Raw genomic sequence first — 21,015 nt, forward strand, 5'->3', positions numbered from 1 at the left:
GGGGTTTTACTCCTGTGGCGTTAAAAATCAAATGGATGATATGTTAAACAACCTCTCGACGTACGGCTACATTGTACTCTTTCTCTATTCCCTTGGCGGGGGGTTTGTCGCCTTATTGGGTGCGGGAGTTCTCAGTTTTATGGGAAAAATGGATCTGTCTCTCTCCATTGCAATCGCTTTTAGTGCAAACTTCATCGGCGATTCACTCATGTTTTACATGTCCCGATATCACAAAAAAGAGATGATGGAATATTTTAGAAAACATCGCCGTAAACTCGCATTTTCCCATCTTCTTCTCAAAAAACACGGCTCATGGATCATTATCATTAAAAAATTCATATATGGGCTCAAGACGCTTGTCCCTATCGCTGTCGGGTTAACCAAATACGATTTTTGGAAATTCAGCGGCTATAACGCACTGGGTGCAGCCATTTGGGCAGTTATTGTCGGTGGGGGAAGCTATCTTTTCGGCGGGGCCTTGATCGAAGGGTATAAAATTGTGGCGGATAAACCGTATTTGGCTCCGGTTATGTTGATCATTGTCGGTGGAAGTGTTTGGTTTTATCTCTCGTTAGCAACAAAAAAACAAAAATAGAAAAGAAGCTGAGTGTGGATGGGGAGGAGGGATTCGAACCCCCGAATGACTGGACCAAAACCAGTTGCCTTACCGCTTGGCGACACCCCAATGTTGAGAGGGGAATTGTAGAAAAATTCCCCTTAAGAAAGTTTTATACGGATTAAAACAATAGTTTTTCTTCGGTTTTCGGCCCTTGTTCTTGCGTAGTATCCGGTGCCATTGACGTGTCAGTATACTCTTCAGTACCGTTTGCGTCATTAACCGGTGCACGGTAAACCCCTGCCGGAAGGTCAAAGTAGCGTTTGGTATTTGGATAAATACGTAACATATCTTCATAATAATAGCGGAAAACCGGACCGGCTGCCCGTCCACCGGTTTCACTGCGGCGCATCGGCGTATTGTTATCATTTCCGAACCAAACAACCGTCTCTACGGTCGGTGAATATCCTACAAACCACGCATCGACGTTATTATTGGTCGTTCCGGTTTTACCGGCAATCTCCATCCCTCCGACACGGGCTGTGGTCCCCGTACCGTGACTGACAACATCTTTTAAAATAGAGGTCATCAGATAGATTTGTTCAGGGGTATTGACTTGACGGCTTTTGTTTTCATATCGGATCGTCTCCCCTTTTGGAGTAATGACCTGACGTATCAACATAGGATTGGTCAAAGCTCCTCCGCTCGAAAACATCGTATAGTATTTCGCCAAATCGATAGGGGAAATAGAGATTGTTCCCAATGCAATCGAGAGATCGGGTGGAAGGTTTTCGGTAATACCGTAACGTCTAAGCCCCTCTACCACTTTTTGAAATCCCATATCACTGACCATATTAATCGTTGCAAGGTTACGAGAATGGGTCAGGGCATTACGGATCGTAACCATCCCTTTATACTCATTTTTATAGTTTTTCGGCTGCCACGTTTTTTCCTCACCGTCATCACCCGCATAGGTATAAGTACGTGCGATGTCGGGAACCATAGAAGAGGGGGACATTCCACTGTCCAATGCTACTTGATAAATAAACGGTTTAAATGCCGAACCCGGTTGGCGCTTTGCCTGCGTTACACGGTTGAAAGGGCTGAGTGAATAATCATACCCCCCAACCATCGCTAAAATCTCTCCGTTACGGGGATCAAGACTGATAAGGGCACCGTTGAGCTGACGCTGCATATTCTCATCCAAATCTCCCGCTTCCTGTGCCCGTTTTAAAATCTCATCACGACCCGATTGAAGGGCTTTGTACCCCGATTCTTGAAGTCTCATATCGATGGTGGTGTAAATCTTGTAGCCGCCGCTGCGGATATCGGGAAACGCATCACCGAGTTGACGCATTACCTCATCGATAATGTAGGGGCCCGAGTTTTTGCTGAGGGTATCGTTATAAACTTTCGGTCGTTCCTGTGTCGCTTTTTCATAGGTGGCTTGATCGATCCATCCCAACTCATACATACGCCCGATAACACGGTTGGCCCGTCCGAGAGAGAGCTCATAGTTTCGGGTCGGAGAATAGAAATTCGGAGCTTTCGGAAGACCGACCAGCATTGCGATCTCTTTTAGACTGAGATCTTTAAGCGGTTTGCGGAAATAGCCATCCGCTGCCGTTTTAATTCCGTAGTATCCGTGCCCTAAATAGATTTCATTGAAATAACGCTCTAAAATTTGTTCTTTGCTCAACTCTTGCTCAATACGGATCGAGTAGAGAACCTCTTTGAATTTACGGGAGAATTTCTTCTCACGGGTCAAAAGGGTATTTTTAACCAACTGCTGCGTGATGGTACTCGCCCCCTCTTTGAGCTTTCCGGCACTCACGTCTTTGATGATCGCACGCATAACTGCATCAGGATTCACCCCGTGATGTTCAAAAAACATCGTATCTTCGATTGCCAAAAGTGCCTCAATAAGACGCGGAGGAATGTTTTCATACGAGACGTAATAGCGGTGTTCATCGCTAAAAAGGTTGGCAATTTTATTTCCGTTACGATCGTACACTTCGGTCGTTAGACGCGGTTGATACTGAATCAGTTTTTGAGTTTCGTATTCAAACGAGTAAATAAGATACCCTAAAAAAACGATCGGAATCATCACAACAAACGCGATTGTAATCATAAAATATTTTTTCATTCTCACCCTTAGCGGTACTTCTTCATAGGAGTTGATCAATTTCTAAATTCCCTGGTTTTAAATTCAGCGTCGATTAACGCTTGGGTATATTTCTCTTTGGGCTCACGCGTAATCTCATCGATTTTCCCTTGTTCGATGACGCGCCCCTCTCTCAAAACGCAAATATCTTCGCACAATGACGATGCCACCCCCATATCATGGGTAACAAACAGCATCTTAAAGCCTATTTTTTCTTGCAATGTTTTCAGCAATTCAACCATAGCCTCTTTTGAAGCAGGGTCCAACGCCGTTGTCGGCTCATCCAGCAATAATAGCTTGGGATTCGAGCCTAAAGCGATTGCAACCACTACCCTCTGAAGCTGTCCTCCTGAGAGTTCGGGAGGAAACCGATCCAATAGCGATTCATCCAAACCCAGCAGAGCAAATAACCCAATACTCTGCTCTTTTGGGAGAAACATTTGATCTTTGATCCGTGTGAGCGGCGATAACGCGGTAAACGGATTTTGGGGAACCAAAGCGATACTCTGGCCCCGCTGCCATTCAAAATCACACTGTTTCTCAATCAAAACGTCCAATGCCGGATCCGAAAGTCCCAAAAGAGCTTTAAGCGTTAACGACTTACCGCTTCCGCTTGCTCCCACTAATGCCAATGAACGCCGAATCTCAAATGCAATATCCACCAGCACGTCACCTGCGTGAGTGATTTTGAGCTGATCGATACGAATCGTATTCATGATGCTATTTTACCCAAATCTGCGTTAATCGCTCACACACCTGAGCCAAATGCGCTTCATCCATTTCAAGGCGTGCGATGAGGCGGAGGATCGCTTTTTTCACCGTTGGCTGCCGAATCGCCCCGACGTGTGTCCCCATCTCATTTTTGAGCTGCGCCTGTAACCGCATCACTTCACGATTATCCCCGATGACAATCGGAACAATCAACCCAGCACATTCAAGTCCCAGTATCGCTTTAACAATCCTTTGACGGGTACTTATTTGATCGCGCAGCTCTTCTGTATGAGTTTGTATAAATTGCAGGGCATGATAGGCGAGCGCCGTATCATAAAGCGAGGGAGCCGTCGCATAAATCACGTTTTTGGCACGGTTAATGAGATAGTCGCTGATATGACGTGAGGAGAGGACATAAGCACCGAAACTTCCGTACGCTTTGCCCAGTGTCCCCATCTTAATCATCAATGGTGTCGGTGCAATTGTATAATAATCGAGTATCCCCATCAGATGTTCCCCGATTACCCCGCTGCTGTGCGCTTCATCCAAAATCAAAATGGCGTCATGTGCTATTGAGAGTTCGATAATCTCTCGGGGCACACAGTCACCCCCCATCGAATAAATCCCCTCAACCGCGACAATAATCCGTTTCCCCCGTGCATGCAAAAGCTCTGATTCAAACGCGGCTACATCGTTATGGGAGAAAAAGATCACCTCACCCTCACACATACGCGCACCCGCAACACCGCTGGCATGATACTCCTCATCCATAAGCAGTACATCCCCTTTGCGGACAAGCGCTTCGATCAATCCGACATTGGCGTTAAATCCGCTCCCCATAACGATCCCCGATTCAAAACCGTTCGCTTCGCATAATGCTGACTCAAATTCCGCATGAATAGGATGATAGCCGTTTACGAGCATCGAAGCTTTGGGCGCATGGTCACTGTGGCGGGATAGAGTTTCACACGCCTTTCTATGGAGTTCTTTCTTATGCGCCAACCCTAGATAATCGTTCGATGCGGCATCGATGAGTGAAGCATCACGAACATGACGTTCACGGTAACGGCCGGAACGTTTCAGAGCATTAAGCTCGCTTTTGTAGGGATTATTCATCGGGTGGCGGGAAGCTGTGCTATGTATTCTCGAATCTCGCGGATACGTTCATCATCGGCCGGATGGGTCGAGAGAAATGCGGGCGGCTTTTGAGAACTTTTCGATAAACGCCCCATATTTTCCCAAAACTTGAGCGCTTGGGCGGGATTATAACCCGCTTTGTACATCAAATACACCCCGATTTGATCGGCTTCATGCTCGAATTTCCGGCTGTAAGGGAGGATAAGTCCCACTTGGGAAGTTACTCCGTACGCTTGAGCGTAGAGGTTTTGGTATTGTGCGGGAACATTTAACGCTGCGGCTAATACCTGTGCACCGATATTGCTCGCACTTTGCATCGACATTCTCTCTGCCCCATGGCGGGCAAGTGCATGGGCTATCTCATGTCCCATCACGGTAGCGATTTGATCGTCGTTTTCGGTAATTTTCAAAATCCCCGTGTAAAAAAAGACTTTCCCTCCCGGCAGACAAAAAGCATTAGGCGTATCATCTTGGATCACGGTAAATTCCCAGGCAAAATCACTCCGTCCGCTTACCGCAGCGATTTTCTCACCGATTCGTTTTACCCGCTCTTGGAGTTTTTTATCGGTACTGATTTTAGAGGTTTCTACGACTTTCTTTGCCTCGGTAGCACCCAAAGCCATCTCTTGATCGGGAGAGATCATCATAAACTGGGTACGGTTGGTCACCGGTGTTTTGATACATCCGACCAACAATAATCCTACAAGTACTGTGGATAGTAATTTCATCGCATCCTCCTATAGAAACGCTCTTAAGACTTCAACCGACAATCCCATTGCCGTACTCTCGAAGCCTCGAACTTCACGAATATAAGGTTTACAGAATCCCTCCACCATACACGCTCCCGCCTTACCTCGCCACTCACCACTGTGCAGATATTCCTCAATTTTTTGGGAGTCAAAAACATCAAAAAAATAGTGGGTCGAAGAGATATCCACTAATTCTAAACGGGGAGTTTTATAGATCATACAGGTAATAATAGCGACATCCGAACCGCTTTGCATCTCTAAGATCGCTCTCGCATCCGCTTCGTCTTTGGCTTTGCGCAAAATCTTGCCGTGTGCCGTTACAACCGTATCGGCGACAAGGAGAGGATAATCATTACAACCGAACTTTTCTAAATTAACGCGGTATTTTCCGAGTGTCGCTTGGTAAACAAAGTTTTTAGGAGAGGAGGCGAGTATAGAGTCTTCATCAAAATCGACTGACTCTTGAAGAAACGGAATACCTGCCGCTCTTAGAAGTTCAGCGCGGGTAATCGAAGAAGAGGCAAGACGAACCATTAAATCCCTTTGTCATCCTGAACTTGATTCAGGATCTAAGATTGCGGATCAAGTCCGCAATGACGTTAATACGCATTTCTTAATACAACACCGATAAAGATAGCGGTAATACCCAACACGATATTCACCGGAACCATATATTGTGCGATAAGAGCGAGCATCTCTTTGGCTTTTTCGAGATTTCCCTCTTTGAGTGCTGTTTCTGCTTTAGCTCGACGCCACATCATAGCACCCAAATTCAACGCCATAATAAGCCAAATCGCCTCTTTGATATGAATCGTATTATACAAACTCATCGCATATTCATCAATCACATTCCCCATTGGGTCCATCGCTGCGGCACGGAATCCGAGTCCTACCGCCATTAGCACTGCAGTTACGATTAAAACAATCACGAACGGCGTCACAATCGCAAAAAGACGTTTCAACGTATGGGCTGCACGTTCTAGTCGTAGTTTCGGATCACTAATGAGCGCAAGCGATTGGTGAGTCGCAAAACGGATCGCAATCATCCCACCTACCCAAACGACCGCACTGATAACGTGTAAAAAAACGATCAATGTACGATGATGTGCAAATGTTTCGACTAAAAACTCTTTCATTATGAGAGTTCCTTCGTTACATACGCCAATGCCGCCTCTTTGGCCTCTGTGAGTTTAGAAGCGTCTTTTCCCCCCGCTTGAGCGAAATCAGGACGTCCGCCGCCACCGCCGCCGAGGATCGGTGCGATGGTTTTGATCCAATCACCTGCTTTAACAGTCGTGTTTTTGGCACCTGCTGCGAGGAGGACTTTATCGTCTTTGATTTGGAAAAGGATCACCGCAACCGATTCATGCGCATTTTTAAACTCATCAATCCGCTCTTTGATATCGCCTGCCGTGAGTTCGGCAACAACAACTACGGTATTGCCCATCATACTCACGGAGAGTTCTTCTTTAGTGCTTGACGCCAATACCGACATCTCAGACTTGAGCGTTTTAACCTGCTCTTTAAGACGCTCAATCCCTGCTAATACATCGCGGTTTTTAACCGATGCTTCTACTTCTTCGAGTAAATGTCGATTCGCTTTAAAGAGGTTGTAAGCGGCATTTCCGCACACTGCTTCGATACGACGAACACCTGCACTGACACCGCTCTCTTTTACGATGACAAACGTCCCGATGGTTGCCGTGTTATCGACGTGGATACCGCCGCAGAACTCGACCGATGCCGTTCCGAAATTGACGACGCGTACCGTATCGCCGTATTTTTCACCGAATTGCGCTTTCGCCCCGCTTTTTTTCGCTTCGTCGATGCTCATTTCACGGGTCATCCCTTCCAATGCATGGAAGATATGATAGTTCACCCGCTCTTCGACGAAAGCGATCTCCTCGTGAGACATCGCTTTAGGGTGTGAAAAGTCGAAACGGAGACGGTTATGCTCAACCAATGATCCTGCTTGAGAGATATGTTCCCCCAACTGCTCATACAATGCCGCGTGCAACAAGTGGGTTGCCGAGTGGTGTTTCGCGACCTCGTTACGTGATGGATCGACAATCGCTTCAACGCTCTCACCGACACTGAGGGTCGCTTTGGTCTCGATGTGTGAAAGATTCAACCCGTGGAATTTTTTTGTTTCGGTTACAACCGCTTTCTCTCCGAGAGTTCCGATATCGCCGCTTTGTCCACCGCTCTCCGCATAAAACGGAGTCTCTTCGAGGAGTACCCATCCGCTCTGGTGAGCGTGCAACTGATCAACTCTCTCAAAATTCTCACCCAAAAGGGCTTGGATTTTTACCGGTGCTTTCGTATACGCGTATCCGATAAAGGAGTTGACACCGAACGTCTCAAGAAGGGTTTTAAAATCCCCCTCGACGTGTGCGTCACCTGAGCCTTTCCATGCCGCTTTTGCCCGTTTGCGCTGTTCTAACATCAGTGTTTCAAACGTCTCAACATCGAGGGCGAGATGTTTCTCTTTCAACATATCCTCAGTCAAATCGAGAGGGAATCCGAACGTATCGTAGAGTTTAAACGCCACTTCACCGCTAAAGGTCTCTTTGGTATTTTTCAACTCTTCATTAAAGAGTTCGATCCCCGACTGAATCGTTTTGAAAAAGCGCTCCTCTTCGAGCATGATTTGCTCTTTTAGAACACTTAGTTTTTCGACGATATACGGATATTGTTTCCCCATCAATTCGGCGACGGTGTCGGCAACCTCAAACATAAACGGTTTGGTAAATCCGAGCAAGTAACCGTGACGAACCGCACGACGCAAGATTCGGCGAAGAACGTATCCCCGCCCTTCATTCGAAAAGTTTGTCCCCTGCGCGAGGAGGAAAGTAGCCGTACGGATATGATCGGCGATAACACGGTACGACGCACCGCTTGCATAGGTATAGGGTTTACCGATAAGGGCTTCAACTTTACGGATAATCGGCATAAAGAGGGTTGAATCGTAGTTGCTGAGTGCCCCCTCGAGTACCGCCGTGGCACGTTCCAATCCCATCCCCGTATCGATAGAGGGTTTCGGAAGCGGTTTCAACTCACCCTTAGCGTTTCGCTCATACTGCATAAATACGAGGTTCCAGATTTCGAGGAATCGGTCACCGTCTCCCCCCATATAATCCTCAGGGCCGTTGAAATGTTCCGCACCCTGATCGACAAAAATCTCCGAACACGGTCCGCACGGTCCGGTATCTCCCATCTGCCAAAAGTTGTCTTTATCTCCCAAACGCATAATGCGGTTGGCGGAAATGTGTTTTTTCCAGATTTCTTCGGCTTCATCATCGCTCTCATGGACGGTTACCCAGAGTTTATCAACAGGGAGTTTCATCACTTCCGTCACAAACTCCCATGCATGGGCAATCGCTTCCTCTTTGAAATAATCGCCGAAACTGAAGTTCCCGAGCATCTCGAAAAACGTGTGGTGACGCGCCGTATGACCGACATTTTCTAAGTCATTATGCTTGCCCCCGGCACGGATACAGGTTTGGGCGCTGGTCGCACGCGGATTGGCAGGGATAGGGATATCGCCCGTAAAAATAGACTTAAACGGAACCATACCGGCATTCGTAAAAAGGAGGGTTGCATCATCGGGTACGAGGGGAGAACTCGGAACCCGTGCGTGTTGTTTTGATTCAAAAAAGGCCAAAAAGGCTTCGCGGACATCCATCATGGTTTACTCACAGTATTGGTAAAAATTGCGCGATTATAGCGAAGATGGGGTAAAAGGAGAATTAGAGTTTCTATACAGCTTTTTCGTAAAGTCGTTCGGGTGCGATGTCTACTTCTCCATCCCAGACTAATGTTCCGTAATCAATTGAGAATCTTTTAAAATAATCGATGTGACCAAAATTAGCAAACACCCCACCGCGTTTGGTATACTCACTCAAATCAACAATTCCGTGTTTACCATCTTCGAATGTCATATCGATTTTGTAATCGTGCAAATAATGGGCATCGACAACGGTATATTTCATTTTACTACTCCTTATTTCAAGGGTTCAATTTTTTCTGGTCTTTGATCGTTTTGAGCTAATTCCCAATCTCTAGCCAGCTCGTCTTTATGCGCTAACGCCCATTCGACGATCAATCCTGCCGCTTTGGGCGGGAGTTTCCCCTCGGTAATCGCTAAATCGGCGATTCGTATTACCGCATTATACTCATTGTATTCTACATGAAAATGGGGTGGATTATGCTCATCATAAAACATCATCACCCGTATTCCATAAAATCGGCTAATTTCAGGCATCGTCAACTCCCTTTTTATCAGTCATTGTAACGATGTGCTATCTGTAGATGAAATTATATTGCATTTTGAAATAAATTAAAAAAATGAAGATTGAATACATGACCCCTATTCTGAAACAATGACAAATGAAAATATTGAAACTTTTAAAAATGCTTGGGAGGCACACTTTGGAAACTGAAATCACCAACATTTCCCCTAATGGCATATGGATTCTAACCGAGGGGAAAGAGCTGTTTATGTCTTTTGAAACTTTCCCGTGGTTTAAAGATGCTTCTGTAGCAAAAATCGGCAATGTCGAAACCTATGAGAACGGTCATCTTTATTGGCCTGATTTGGATATTGACCTCACCGTTGATATTATCGAACACCCTGAACGATTTCCGCTGATTGCGTCGTAAATTTTTTCGTCATTCCCAACTCGATTGGGAATCCAGTTTTATTTGCATTTTGATCTAAGAAAATAGAATAAAAAGTAAAGATTGAATAGCTAACCCTATTCACCTATTACTTTCAAGTGTTTTTTCTAATATACAAAGCATTTTAAGTATTGTTTGAGTTTTCAAAGAAGGTTTATGTAAATAATACACATGATTTAGATTTAATACTTCAGATAGATGTGACTCTACAGAATGTGTTATTAAATATATAGGCATATTTTCAATTTTTTTTCTGTATTCCTCATTTTTGACAGCCTCACCATTTCTGATTCTTTTGATTAATTCCGTGCCAGATATATCTGGTAGTATATTGTCAGTTATTAATGCATCATATGGGTATTCATTCATTTTATCTATCGCAACGGACACATGCTGTGCGACACCAACATGTTTAAAGAAGTTTTTTAATGTAGTTGAAAATAATTGTAAAGCTATCTCCTCATCATCAACTACTAACACAGAATATTTTTTTAAAGAATTTGCTAATGTAACAAGGTCTAAATTAATTTCGTCTGACATCTCTATAGTCCCTGAGTCTATTTTGAAAGTCTGTTAATTCATCGCGGATAATTTTAATACTCTCTTTATCAGCTTTTTGAAGCTCGGATGGATAATCTACATTTTTTAGCATATTTGTCAAAACAGGTTGAGATCGTAAAGATAAATTTTTTGCTTTATGAAATGGCTGAATTTCATCTTGAGATAAGTAACCACCATACTCTTCATATGCTTTCACTAATCGTTCCGTAGATAAATTAATTTTTTCTATCACATGTTCTTTACTCATCGCATCTTCAAATGCTTCTAAAATAATTTGCAAAGAATCCTTCATTGATTGTATTGCAGATATTGCCTCTAAAATGGCCTTCAATGAATCACTTAAATGGGTAATTTTAGCCTGATATTTTGCTTTTTTTAGTTCAAAATGTGACTTAGCGAATAATGTAAGTAAAGTAACTGCTATTGTTAATAACGTTGTACTTAATAGACTTTCCATATTATGACCTTCTATGATAATGTTAAAAATAAACTAATCAATTGTATGAATAACTACCCCAAAATCGGCTAAATGATCAGGCAATAAAATGCCTAAGATTCCATTTTTTTTATTTAAGCCAAGATCTCTTTTTTCTGACATAAGTTGAACTTGTTCTTTAATTTTATTATCAAGGCATGAATAAATATAATCAATAAATGTACTAACAATTAGTAACTCATCGTTAACATCTTTTAGTCCCGAAGCATTTATTGAAACGCCTATAGATTGTTGCCACATTGTTTCATATTTTTTAAATACTGGAACTTTATCATTAAAAAAAATTTCTGAAAATTTGAGTTTATTTAGAGCAATATTTCCATGAAGTAAATCATTTCTTCCATTTACAATGGAGTTGTATTTTTGACATGCATCATGCTTCCAATCAACTGGTTGAATAAAGCCAATACAATTTATATGCAATGACTGAACTCTCACATCTATATTAGATCGTACAAATGTATCAAATAAGCGAGCATTATTTTTTATATCTGGTCGGCAAAGTACGAATATTAAGAAATTAATAAATGATTCTGCTAAGATAGGAATCATTACTTTCAAAGCCATTGAATATCCAACAGCACGATTATATTTAACCATCATTTTAGAAAAATCATCAGCAAAAGTATTAAATGAATCAGCACCTTTTGGATTTGCTATTGCTTCATTCTCAGGATCTAAATCCAATGAATCAAGATCTATCTTTAGCTGATCTATTGCCTCTTTTATCTGTTTGTATGGATTAATGAACATATCCCAATCTTGTAGAATTTCTTTTCTGATTACTGACATTTTCTCGCCGTAATTCTGAAAATCCTGCTTGATATAAGAAATCAGTTGCTCTTTCTCGCAATGATCTAAATCCCAATTTCCAATAAAATGTATTTCTGTTCTTAAATTAAGTCCTAAAATACAGATCATACCTTCACTGCAAGCTAATGTCCAATCCCAATGAATCAAATTGTCTGAATCATTCTTACGCAATAAATTTTGTAATCCATTTGGAGAACCAAATTTAGCATATAGGTATAGATACAAATCTGCTGGCTTTATTTCATTTACAATTATCCATATACCGCCACCTTTTGGCAACAATCCACCGTGCTTTATTTCCATAATACACTTAGGCGCTATTGCTTGGCAATTATCAAAAGTGATTATTTTAAACATTCGATTCTTCAATATATTTCATTAAATAAGACAACCATTTCAAAAATTTAATAATTCACTCATTTCAAAAGATGTTATTGGAATATTCTATGTTAGTTTGGCTTAAAGATGTGTTCCACTTCAGAAAGGTGGAAAAAGAGGATCGAAGAGCGTTCATGGTTCGACAGGCTCACCTCGAACGGGGATGGATCCCCGGGTCAAGCCCGAGGATGACGAAGATAAAAATAATCATAGATTCCGTATCGAGCACGGAATGACGGAGGAGTTATGAAAACGCCCGATTAAGAGCGCTAAACATCGCTTTAATCGAAGCGACCGTGATATCATTATCACACCCTACTCCGAAAAATTTCTCCAAACTCTCCGTCTGAATTTCGATATAGGCTACCGCCTCGGCACTGGAAAGCTCTCCGCGTGAATGTTCCGAGTACGAGAGAATTTTAAAATTGTGCGAATATTCCACCATCAACGCATTTTTACACGCATCGATCGGTCCGTTTCCCTGCCCTTCGCTTCGGATCGTTTTGCCGTTATGGGTGTATTCCAACACACATTTGGCGGAGTGCTCTTTGGCGCTCTCCGAGAGAACTGAATAATCAACAAACTCGATGTCGTGCGGTTCACCGAAATAGGTCTTTTCAAAAATCTCTAAAATCTCTTCGCTTGAGAGTTCGCGTCCCGCTTCGTCCGTTACTTTTTGGACAATGGTTCCGATTTCAGGGTGCATTTTTTTCGGCAGCGAATAGCCGAATTTATCTTCGAGTACGTAGGCAACTCCCCCTTTGCCCGATTGGGAATTGATACGAATAATCCCCTCGTAGTTGCGCCCAACATCCTGAGGATCGATTGGAAGATACGGTACTTCCCAGAATGCATCGTCTTTGGCACGCTGATACGCTAACCCTTTGTTAATCGCATCTTGGTGGGAACCTGAAAACGCCGTATATACGAGTTCACCGACATAGGGGTGACGCTCATGGGTTTTCATATCGGTGCACTCTTCGACGACTCGAACCACCGTCTCTAAATCGCTGAAATCAAGCTCCGGATCAACCCCTTGGGTGTACATGTTGAGCGCGAGGGTGATGATATCGACGTTTCCGGTGCGCTCGCCGTTAGAGAGCAACGTCCCCTCGACACGATCTGCCCCCGCGAGCAACGCCAACTCCGTCGCCGCAACCGAGGTTCCACGGTCATTGTGGGTGTGGGTCGAGATCAGCACATGCTCACGGTTGCTCAAATGTCGGCTCATCCACTCGATCTGATCGGCATAAACGTTCGGTGTCGCCATCTCGACCGTCGCCGGAAGGTTAATCACCACTTTACGCTCTGCACTAATCCCCCAGCGTTCGGTCACAGCGTTACAGATACGGGCGGCAAATTCCAACTCCGTCCCCGTAAAACTCTCAGGGGAGTATTCGAGCATGATTTCGCCATCGTGCTTCGCTGCGCGGGCTTTGACCATATCGACACCCTCCATCGCTAACGCGATGATCTCATCTTGTTCTTTGCCGAAGACGATCTTACGCTGTGCCACCGAGGTGGAGTTATACAAATGGACAATTGCTTTTTTGACCCCGGCTAACGCTTCAAATGTTTTATCGATCAAATGTTCGCGCGCTTGGACGAGGACTTGAACCGTCACGTCATCAGGGATTAACTTTTGCTCCACAAGGGTGCGTAAAAAGTCAAATTCGACCTTCGATGCGGAAGGGAATCCTACCTCGATATTTTTAAATCCGAGTTTCAGCAAGAGTGAGAAGAGAGAGAGTTTTTGATCCAAATTCATCGGGGTGATCAACGCTTGGTTTCCGTCGCGAAGATCGACACTGCACCAGATAGGGGCATGCGTGATGGTTTTAGATGGCCAAATACGATTTGGCAAATCAACTTGTGGATAAGGGCGGTATTTGCCCACAGATGCGTGTTTCATACGAAACTCCTATAATAATCTCTTCTCAATTGCTCTTGCTGAGGGCAAATGAGTGGCGTGATTATAGCAAAAAGGGCTTTTATCCGTATTATTGAGTCAATTTGTATTATAATATTTAGGAGTTAGTGAAAGGGGCAAAGAAGATGGAAGAAAACTGTTCACCAAAACAAAAAACTTTATCTTTATTAAGTACTCTTTGTTTGATGTTGTTTTTTACGGTAAATCTCTATAGTGCCTCCATTATCACTTCAGCGACATTTAATGGAGCCGCAACGACTACAGTTTATTCCTCCGATTCTGTTACGGTAGCTGTCAATGCATCCGTCCCAAGTAATAACAATGCTGATCGGTGGAGATCTACGGCATGGCGAATCGGTAACAGTGGAAGTTATACGTGTCAAAATACCAATAATTTTAACGGAATCGGAAACTATTCAACTTCTTTCACAATCACAGCCCCAAGTACGAGCGGAACGTATCCAATTAGCCTTATTGCCTATAGCGATAACGGATGTTCCTCAGATGCGAGCAACACCTATACAACGGCAAATGCACTAACCGTTATGGTTGATCAGACTACTTATACCCAAACCCGAAATTTTACCCTCCGCCAATCACTTAACGCACGCGGTGATATTCGGCTTATCGGAAATACCGTCTTGTGTAAAAGCAGTAACGGTGGATCAACCGGAACCTGTGTTGCACCCGGCAATAATGAAGCCAATAATGCTTTTTACGCTATTTACAACGACATTGATTCCGATGGGTCAACGACCAGTTCTTCATCCGCAGATCTCTCTCTTCCTGCCGGATCAAAAATCCTCTGGGCTGGGTTGTATTGGCAGGGACAATTCCCAACCAATTACACCACCGATAAAAACAGTGTCAAAACAATCAAATTTAAAAGACCGGGCGGGGCATATCAAAGCGTAACCGCTTCCCAAATCGATTACATTAGTACAACCAATACCCCCTACCAAGGCTTTGCGGATGTAACTTCTTTAATGAATGTCAACGCACCAAACGGTACCTACCATATTGCCGATCTTAAAACCAAATTAGGTACCAGTGCTTATGGAGCATGGTCTTTAAGTATTATGTACGAAGACGCTACCGATAACCTTAAAAACATGACCGAATATGACGGATTTAAAGCAATTTATGCGAGCGGTTCAACTCAAACTATTAATGTATCAGGATTCCGTACCCCTCTAAGCGGAACAGTAAATTCTACCTTTTTCATCTTCGGTGCAGAAGGAGATGCCGCTTATGCGTATGAAGGGTTACAAATCCAAAACGGTTCGGGGGTATTAACCAATATTTTCAATACTCTCAATCCTTCAAATAACCAGTTCAACTCCAATATTACGTACAAAAACGCTTATGTCACCAGTAGAAATCCGGCATGGCAAAACACCGCCGGTATCGATATTGATACCTATGATATTTCCGGAGTTCTTGGAAACAATCAGACATCGACCCAAATCAAAATCATTGGGAACGGAGGAGATCAATATTACGTCGGTACCTTTGGATTCGCAACTCAAATATACTCTCCAACCATCGGAAATTTTGACAAAAACGTCTCGGTAACCTATGAATCGAACCAAACCTGCGGAACGGATAAAGACCTGCGGGGGGCAACCTTAAACTATGAAGTGAATTTTGAGAATACCGGAACAGAAGCGGCATCTACCGTTCGTGTCTATGATGATTTTCAAAGCAACGGAATACTCAGTTATCTCGATATGACACAAACAACCGTTCCAACGGTACAACTCATCAGCGGCACCGCCGCATCAACCATCACATGTGATAAAAATGCTACTGCAGTCTATTGCGATTTTAACCGGATTAATATCGGTACCAAATATAAAATCAATTTTAGTACTAAAGTTCCAAGCTCTCTTGTCGTAACAAGTGATATAAGCCTAAACAATACTGCAAACGCACACTATTATAATGCTGCCACAGGTGAAGAAATCACTCAACTTGCTTCCAGTAATATGGAAATTGCGGGAGGAATTTGTGCTGTTCTCCCCGTAGCGAACTACCGCCTCGATGAATGCTTATGGGGTGGAATAAGCAATGAAATATTGGATTCCAGCGGAAATGGATTAAATGGGACATCCGTTAATAGCCCTCTCAAAATTGCGGGAGAAATATGTACGGGAGGAAAATTCAAAGGAGCCAGTACCAATACAAACATTACAATTGCAAATAACTCCCATTTGAATCTTGCCAACGAACTCTCTATCAGTGTATGGGTCAATCCCTCTTCATGGCCAACATCCGATTTACGTACAATAGCTTCTAAAGATACCAACTACGAGTTTCATCTCAATAACAGTGGTCGTGTCAATTGGTGGTGGGGTACAGGAAATTTTACCGGATCAAGCGCCGTTCCTCTGAACACGTGGACGCATATTGCTTTGACCTATAAAAGCGGTGAACAAAAAATCTACATCAATGGGGTTGAGGATGGCAGTGCTACCTACACCGGAATACTGCCCCAAAATAGTTTACCTTTTTATATCGGCGTAGATTACAATTATCCCTCACGAACCTTTGACGGATCAATCGATGAAGTTAAAATATTTGATCGGGCATTGTCTCAAACCGAAATTTCATCCATCTATTCTAATGAATCTTCCGGTAATAACTTTAACGGATCAATCCGAACATGTCCTAATTGTGCCATCATTCCCGATCCAGCCGTTTCTTTCGATGCATGGGACTCTTTCCGCTCCATAGACGATCGCAATATCTCAACTAAAGTCGTCTCTAAACCCTTTGACCTCACTGTCGCCTCACTCAATGAAACCAACGACGGTTATCAAGATTTTAACGGTACCGTTTGCGCCCGTTTGATTGATACTGCAGGAACCGCTCTTACCGATTGGACTAAACTCACCTATGCCGCTGAGCAGACTAAAACTGCAACCTTTATCCTCGACCGTGCTATCGGAGGAGGTGATAGTGCCGGAGTTCGTCTCATGTGGGAAAAAGATGCCCCTGTCTCAACGACGTGTGATGCTCTGACGGCTACCGATACAATTGTTGCCAGCGACCGTTTTGCGGTACGTCCCGCAGTATTCAGTATTACAGCTCCTAATGCCGTCGCAGGGGTCGATTTTAATGTCATATTTGCTGCCCCTAATTTTTCAGGAAGCCCATCAACCGCTTATAACGAAAGTGTTCCCGGAAGCTTTGAAATCGCCATCGGCGAACACAATTCACTTTGCGGCGTTGGAACCTTTAATCCGTCTCTTACCTTGTTCAGCTTTGTCAACGGAACCAAAACTTTAACAACACGCTATTCAGAAGTGGGTGTCCTCGACATCAACATCACCGATCTCACTAAAGCGTGCGGTGCGAAGTATGCTAATGTCGATTGCGATGATGCAAATGTCGCCGGATACTATAGCTCCGCAAGTGATTTACCTATCGGATTAACCCAAGCACAAATTACGATTAAGCCGCATCATTTCGATGTAACGGGAACCCTCACTAATTTCGCGGGAGGAAATTTCACCTATCTCTCCGATGATCTCAACATGTCCGCCGCACTGGATCTCAACATCACCGCTAAAAACGGCGAAGGTAATACTACTGCCAATTACAGTTCAGCGTGTTATGCTAAAAATACCGATTTAACACTCGTCCATTCGAGTGTCCCTAGCCCCCTGACCAAAATTCTCTATTCTGAAACACTCACTACAGTAAACACCAATGTACTAAAAGGTGACCCATGGACATTGAGTTTGAATTCAAGCTTGTTTAATAGCGGTTCAGTCGCCCCAAATATCGATTTCAATTTCGACAGGTCTCCTAGTAAACCTCTTAATCCGTTTGATTTCAACATCACCTCCGCAACCGCAACAGACGCTGATGCAGTTACTGGGACAGGAGCGCCGCTAGGAGATAGTACATTTGTCTATGGTCGTGCACGTGCCTATGATATTACGACCAATACTTCCCCAGTCAATGTGCCGATCGAGTTTGAAGTTTACAGTACCACCTCATCGGGATTTGTGAGCGGGATGCCGCAAAACGTCCTCAAATGGTATCGCAATATCGATCACGACACTGCCGCTGAGGGAAATGTACTCTTAGGCGGATTTAGTGCCGGGGTAACCGATAGTGCAATCAATACATCGACAGCTCCAGCCAATGGGCTTCAGATTATAGAGGTCACCTCAACAACCGATCGAATCATCCATTTGGATATCAGCCCGTGGTTATGGTATTCTCCCAAATATACTTACGATTACAGCGGGAATTGTACACGACATCCGTGTTTCAACTACGACTACACCGACGCAACTGGCGGGATAAAAGGGGTGAACAGCGGAACGTTCCAAGGGAGTGACTTTCAAATGACACCGGCGAAAAACATTACCAATAAAGGGGTAAAAATCTTTCGATGAGAAAAGGTCTGACTCTAATTGAACTCATCCTCTCGATGGTGATCATCGGAATCGTCTTTACCGTCATTCCCCGTCTGGTGATGTCGATGAACCAAAGCACCCAAGTGACGATCAAAGAAGAGGCAATGTACAATGCCATGGCGCAGATGGGAATGATCCTTAATTTGCCATGGGATAACAATAACACCCAAAATCCTCAAATCCTGAGCGTGAATGCGGGAGATGCAGCCTATGATTGCAACCTCACCACCGGATACCGTGTCGGCGGATTTGTAGGAGGTCGCAACTGCATCGCACCTCCGCTCATCAGCTATAACGCCGGGCCGATTCAGAAAGAAGACGCTGAGAGCAACGACATCGACGATTTTCACGATACCAACATCACGGCCGATAAAAACTGTTCGGCTACTCTTAAAAAAGGGCTTTACGCCATCGGAACTACCGTAATCTATGTCAATGATCCCGCCTCTGCCGGAACCGCTGCTTTATCCACCGTTGACAAAGCGCCGCAATATTCCAATACCAAATACATACTCGTCCGTGTTGGATACGGAAGCGACAGCCAACACAAAGGGTGCATCACCGCACTGCAATACCACTCTTTCAACATCGGCAATATCCAAATCAACTCTCGGAACTGGAACTGATGAAACGTCCTGGCTATACCCTCATCGAGATTATCATCACCGTTGCCATTACCGGTATCCTCTCGGTAGGAATGTTCAAAGCTTTTGAAGCGATAACTCTGCGAAGCGAAAAAGCCAAAATCCTCACTACCCTCTCAATCGATAGCCAAAGTGCTCTGGATCAAATCAGTATTCTGCTGTACAACCGTTCCCCGATGTCGGTAAACGGCTATACTCTCGGAGATCCAACCCGTACCCCTATTGCAACCGCAACCGATAAAAAAATCATCGAATGGCTTGGGCTTGCCAGTGAAAGTTACCTTGCCGGAGATTACAGCGGTTTTGTCGATATGAACCGTTCCGATTATGCCACCGCTACCCTCTATTCTCCTCAGACCACCAAAACAGCTATCGAAAATACACAAATTGCAAAATGGGGAAGCTTTAACTGGGCTAATAATAACATTGCGCTCGTTTTTTCAGGAACATTTGACGAGGGAAATTCGGCAGTACATTCCATATCTATGACCACAGACAATGCCATCATTTTCAGTGGTATTGCCCCCACGACCATCTATGAAAAATACAATCTCGTTGATTCGGCCTATGCCGTCGCCCGGGGTGAAGATATCGATCAGAGTGCTACATCATGTATCAACTCTTTGGGGATCAAGGACATAAACAATACTCTTTTTCTTTTTTATGATTACCGTCCGTGGAAAGGGGAGACTTTTTGTGCCGACATTCCTAACGGAACGGGACAAGTCAGTATTCTCGCCACCAATGTCAATGCCTTCCGTGCACAGATGATCAATAGCACCATCCGCCTCTCCATCGATACCAACCGCACGGTGCGCGGGGGAAATCCTGTACGATTATCCAAACAAAAGGTGGTGTTCTGATGCGTCACGGTTTCGGATTACCGCAGGTTTTACTCATTATCCTCTTTATCGGGGGGATCGTCACTGTTACCATGCGATACGCTTCGCTTGGGGCACAGCATTATGCCGACAGCTATACCCGCGAACAGGCGGAGCTCTTTTTACAAAGTGCTACCGAAGCGGCATTAATGCGCCTTAGTGCCTATGACCGCACTGCTGGAAGCTGTCTCGGAAGTCTCACCGTCCGCTCATCGGACAATAAATTTGATGCCAATGTAACGATCGAGCGGTACTATTTAGCCGATGGCAGTATGTGCAACAACGGAGTCGCCTATACTCCGATCCAATCCGAAGAGTCGCACGGAATGGTGAGTATGCGGGTTATCGTCACCTCTGATAGCACCAATGCTAAAATCCTCCATCCGATCCGACTGGAGCGAAGGAGCTTGCAACGCCCATGAAACGAAACGCTTTTTCTCTCATTGAGCTTATCTTTGTTATCGTCCTTATCGGAGTAATGAGCGGTATCGGATTTTATATGAGTCAGCCCGATTATGCCCGTCAAGATGCCCAATACACTCTGCTAAAACTCAAAGAGGCACGCTACCGTGCATTGGGCTATGACGCGCTGGATAATGCAGGATGTGTCACCCTGACCCAAGCCGCATTATCCGATAACGAAACGCCACAACATGAGATTAAATCAACCATCACCCTGACCCCGAATATTCCGACTGTCTGTTTTGACGGAATGGGGAAACCGCACAATGGAAATTCGGTAACATTAAATACTTTATTACCGAACGAATTAACTATAAATTTTAAAAACGGTGACAAAAATGCCACTATTCGCCTGTTTAGTGGAACGGGATATGCTATAATCCCTTGCAATAACTAATTTAATTTTTTAATTTTGCCGAT

Annotated in this window: 20 protein-coding genes and 1 tRNA gene; 7 read left to right on the top strand and 14 right to left on the bottom strand. The window is 44.1% G+C overall.

All coding sequences use genetic code 11. The features are described 5' to 3' along the window. Window positions 1–31: 31 nt before the first annotated feature. The gene (locus tag B649_RS10595; RefSeq protein ID WP_015654524.1) at window positions 32–595 is read left to right on the top strand and encodes a DedA family protein; all 564 of its coding nucleotides are present in this window, start codon (window positions 32–34) and stop codon (window positions 593–595) included. 15 nt (window positions 596–610) lie between these two features. Here B649_RS10595 and B649_RS10600 read toward each other — a convergent pair. The 10 genes from B649_RS10600 to B649_RS10645 all read right to left on the bottom strand — a co-directional run bounded on the left by B649_RS10600 (window position 611) and on the right by B649_RS10645 (window position 9,581). Further along, a tRNA-Gln gene (locus B649_RS10600) sits at window positions 611–685 on the bottom strand. A 52-nt stretch (window positions 686–737) separates the two neighbouring features. Beyond that, a complete protein-coding gene (locus B649_RS10605) occupies window positions 738–2,702 on the bottom strand; it encodes a PBP1A family penicillin-binding protein (RefSeq protein ID WP_015654525.1) in 1,965 nt (654 codons plus the stop codon). Between the two features lie 35 nt (window positions 2,703–2,737). Then, window positions 2,738–3,436 carry an ATP-binding cassette domain-containing protein gene (locus B649_RS10610; RefSeq protein WP_015654526.1) on the bottom strand — a complete coding sequence of 233 codons (699 nt, stop codon included), beginning with the start codon at window positions 3,434–3,436 and terminating at the stop codon, window positions 2,738–2,740. 4 nt (window positions 3,437–3,440) lie between these two features. Next, on the bottom strand, window positions 3,441–4,547 hold the full coding sequence (locus B649_RS10615) for a pyridoxal phosphate-dependent aminotransferase family protein (protein WP_015654527.1): 1,107 nt from the start codon (window positions 4,545–4,547) through the stop codon (window positions 3,441–3,443). Next, window positions 4,544–5,296 (bottom strand): M48 family metallopeptidase, encoded by a 753-nt coding sequence (locus B649_RS10620; protein ID WP_015654528.1) that lies wholly within the window; start codon window positions 5,294–5,296, stop codon window positions 4,544–4,546. Before B649_RS10620 ends, B649_RS10615 begins: the two co-directional genes overlap by 4 nt. A gap of 9 nt (window positions 5,297–5,305) precedes the next feature. Then, complete coding sequence (maf, locus tag B649_RS10625; RefSeq protein WP_015654529.1) at window positions 5,306–5,851, bottom strand: septum formation inhibitor Maf; 546 nt, start codon at window positions 5,849–5,851, stop codon at window positions 5,306–5,308. Between the two features lie 65 nt (window positions 5,852–5,916). Continuing rightward, on the bottom strand, window positions 5,917–6,453 hold the full coding sequence (locus tag B649_RS10630; RefSeq protein WP_015654530.1) for a hypothetical protein: 537 nt from the start codon (window positions 6,451–6,453) through the stop codon (window positions 5,917–5,919). Beyond that, a complete protein-coding gene (alaS, locus tag B649_RS10635) occupies window positions 6,453–9,002 on the bottom strand; it encodes an alanine--tRNA ligase (protein WP_015654531.1) in 2,550 nt (849 codons plus the stop codon). The genes B649_RS10630 and alaS overlap by 1 nt, the downstream gene beginning before the upstream one ends. 73 nt (window positions 9,003–9,075) lie before the next feature. Next, complete coding sequence (locus B649_RS10640) at window positions 9,076–9,309, bottom strand: DUF2442 domain-containing protein (RefSeq protein ID WP_015654532.1); 234 nt, start codon at window positions 9,307–9,309, stop codon at window positions 9,076–9,078. Between the two features lie 11 nt (window positions 9,310–9,320). Continuing rightward, the gene (locus B649_RS10645) at window positions 9,321–9,581 is read right to left on the bottom strand and encodes a DUF4160 domain-containing protein (protein WP_015654533.1); all 261 of its coding nucleotides are present in this window, start codon (window positions 9,579–9,581) and stop codon (window positions 9,321–9,323) included. Window positions 9,582–9,706: 125 nt separating this feature from the next. Between B649_RS10645 and B649_RS10650 the strand changes: the two genes are divergently transcribed. Next, window positions 9,707–9,979: a DUF2442 domain-containing protein gene (locus tag B649_RS10650; protein WP_051013665.1), complete on the top strand. Its 273-nt coding sequence runs from the start codon at window positions 9,707–9,709 to the stop codon at window positions 9,977–9,979. A gap of 99 nt (window positions 9,980–10,078) precedes the next feature. Here B649_RS10650 and B649_RS10655 read toward each other — a convergent pair whose 3' ends face one another. From B649_RS10655 to leuA, 4 genes are all read right to left on the bottom strand, one after another. Next, on the bottom strand, window positions 10,079–10,537 hold the full coding sequence (locus B649_RS10655; protein ID WP_015654535.1) for a response regulator: 459 nt from the start codon (window positions 10,535–10,537) through the stop codon (window positions 10,079–10,081). After that, on the bottom strand, window positions 10,521–11,015 hold the full coding sequence (locus tag B649_RS10660) for a hypothetical protein (RefSeq protein WP_015654536.1): 495 nt from the start codon (window positions 11,013–11,015) through the stop codon (window positions 10,521–10,523). The genes B649_RS10655 and B649_RS10660 overlap by 17 nt, the downstream gene beginning before the upstream one ends. Window positions 11,016–11,048: 33 nt before the next feature. Then, window positions 11,049–12,224: a hypothetical protein gene (locus B649_RS10665; RefSeq protein ID WP_015654537.1), complete on the bottom strand. Its 1,176-nt coding sequence runs from the start codon at window positions 12,222–12,224 to the stop codon at window positions 11,049–11,051. Window positions 12,225–12,489: 265 nt separating this feature from the next. Continuing rightward, window positions 12,490–14,157: a 2-isopropylmalate synthase gene (gene leuA, locus B649_RS10670; RefSeq protein ID WP_015654538.1), complete on the bottom strand. Its 1,668-nt coding sequence runs from the start codon at window positions 14,155–14,157 to the stop codon at window positions 12,490–12,492. Between the two features lie 143 nt (window positions 14,158–14,300). Between leuA and B649_RS10675 the strand changes: the two genes are divergently transcribed. Genes B649_RS10675 through B649_RS10695 form a run of 5 tightly spaced genes read left to right on the top strand, consistent with a single transcriptional unit; the run spans window position 14,301 to window position 20,992 of the window. Next, window positions 14,301–18,587 carry a LamG domain-containing protein gene (locus B649_RS10675; protein ID WP_015654539.1) on the top strand — a complete coding sequence of 1,429 codons (4,287 nt, stop codon included), beginning with the start codon at window positions 14,301–14,303 and terminating at the stop codon, window positions 18,585–18,587. Beyond that, complete coding sequence (locus tag B649_RS10680) at window positions 18,584–19,234, top strand: prepilin-type N-terminal cleavage/methylation domain-containing protein (protein WP_015654540.1); 651 nt, start codon at window positions 18,584–18,586, stop codon at window positions 19,232–19,234. Before B649_RS10675 ends, B649_RS10680 begins: the two co-directional genes overlap by 4 nt. After that, complete coding sequence (locus B649_RS10685) at window positions 19,234–20,115, top strand: type II secretion system protein (RefSeq protein WP_015654541.1); 882 nt, start codon at window positions 19,234–19,236, stop codon at window positions 20,113–20,115. The genes B649_RS10680 and B649_RS10685 overlap by 1 nt, the downstream gene beginning before the upstream one ends. After that, a complete protein-coding gene (locus B649_RS10690; protein WP_015654542.1) occupies window positions 20,115–20,555 on the top strand; it encodes a hypothetical protein in 441 nt (146 codons plus the stop codon). The genes B649_RS10685 and B649_RS10690 overlap by 1 nt, the downstream gene beginning before the upstream one ends. Next, window positions 20,552–20,992, top strand: coding sequence for a type II secretion system protein (locus tag B649_RS10695; protein ID WP_015654543.1), 441 nt, complete (start codon window positions 20,552–20,554; stop codon window positions 20,990–20,992). The genes B649_RS10690 and B649_RS10695 overlap by 4 nt, the downstream gene beginning before the upstream one ends. Window positions 20,993–21,015 lie beyond the last annotated feature (23 nt).

The organism is Candidatus Sulfuricurvum sp. RIFRC-1, from assembly GCF_000310245.1.
GTDB lineage: Bacteria > Campylobacterota > Campylobacteria > Campylobacterales > Sulfurimonadaceae > Sulfuricurvum.

What these genes read in the sequence shown, in the direction of transcription:
- B649_RS10595 (WP_015654524.1), top strand. Translation starts at nt 32, where the DNA reads ATGGATGATATGTTAAACAACCTCTCGACGTACGGCTACATTGTACTC.
- B649_RS10605 (WP_015654525.1), bottom strand. Translation starts at nt 2,702, where the DNA reads ATGAAAAAATATTTTATGATTACAATCGCGTTTGTTGTGATGATTCCG.
- B649_RS10610 (WP_015654526.1), bottom strand. Translation starts at nt 3,436, where the DNA reads ATGAATACGATTCGTATCGATCAGCTCAAAATCACTCACGCAGGTGAC.
- B649_RS10615 (WP_015654527.1), bottom strand. Translation starts at nt 4,547, where the DNA reads ATGAATAATCCCTACAAAAGCGAGCTTAATGCTCTGAAACGTTCCGGC.
- B649_RS10620 (WP_015654528.1), bottom strand. Translation starts at nt 5,296, where the DNA reads ATGAAATTACTATCCACAGTACTTGTAGGATTATTGTTGGTCGGATGT.
- maf (WP_015654529.1), bottom strand. Translation starts at nt 5,851, where the DNA reads ATGGTTCGTCTTGCCTCTTCTTCGATTACCCGCGCTGAACTTCTAAGA.
- B649_RS10630 (WP_015654530.1), bottom strand. Translation starts at nt 6,453, where the DNA reads ATGAAAGAGTTTTTAGTCGAAACATTTGCACATCATCGTACATTGATC.
- alaS (WP_015654531.1), bottom strand. Translation starts at nt 9,002, where the DNA reads ATGGATGTCCGCGAAGCCTTTTTGGCCTTTTTTGAATCAAAACAACAC.
- B649_RS10640 (WP_015654532.1), bottom strand. Translation starts at nt 9,309, where the DNA reads ATGAAATATACCGTTGTCGATGCCCATTATTTGCACGATTACAAAATC.
- B649_RS10645 (WP_015654533.1), bottom strand. Translation starts at nt 9,581, where the DNA reads ATGCCTGAAATTAGCCGATTTTATGGAATACGGGTGATGATGTTTTAT.
- B649_RS10650 (WP_051013665.1), top strand. Translation starts at nt 9,707, where the DNA reads ATGAAAATATTGAAACTTTTAAAAATGCTTGGGAGGCACACTTTGGAA.
- B649_RS10655 (WP_015654535.1), bottom strand. Translation starts at nt 10,537, where the DNA reads ATGTCAGACGAAATTAATTTAGACCTTGTTACATTAGCAAATTCTTTA.
- B649_RS10660 (WP_015654536.1), bottom strand. Translation starts at nt 11,015, where the DNA reads ATGGAAAGTCTATTAAGTACAACGTTATTAACAATAGCAGTTACTTTA.
- B649_RS10665 (WP_015654537.1), bottom strand. Translation starts at nt 12,224, where the DNA reads ATGTTTAAAATAATCACTTTTGATAATTGCCAAGCAATAGCGCCTAAG.
- leuA (WP_015654538.1), bottom strand. Translation starts at nt 14,157, where the DNA reads ATGAAACACGCATCTGTGGGCAAATACCGCCCTTATCCACAAGTTGAT.
- B649_RS10675 (WP_015654539.1), top strand. Translation starts at nt 14,301, where the DNA reads ATGGAAGAAAACTGTTCACCAAAACAAAAAACTTTATCTTTATTAAGT.
- B649_RS10680 (WP_015654540.1), top strand. Translation starts at nt 18,584, where the DNA reads ATGAGAAAAGGTCTGACTCTAATTGAACTCATCCTCTCGATGGTGATC.
- B649_RS10685 (WP_015654541.1), top strand. Translation starts at nt 19,234, where the DNA reads ATGAAACGTCCTGGCTATACCCTCATCGAGATTATCATCACCGTTGCC.
- B649_RS10690 (WP_015654542.1), top strand. Translation starts at nt 20,115, where the DNA reads ATGCGTCACGGTTTCGGATTACCGCAGGTTTTACTCATTATCCTCTTT.
- B649_RS10695 (WP_015654543.1), top strand. Translation starts at nt 20,552, where the DNA reads ATGAAACGAAACGCTTTTTCTCTCATTGAGCTTATCTTTGTTATCGTC.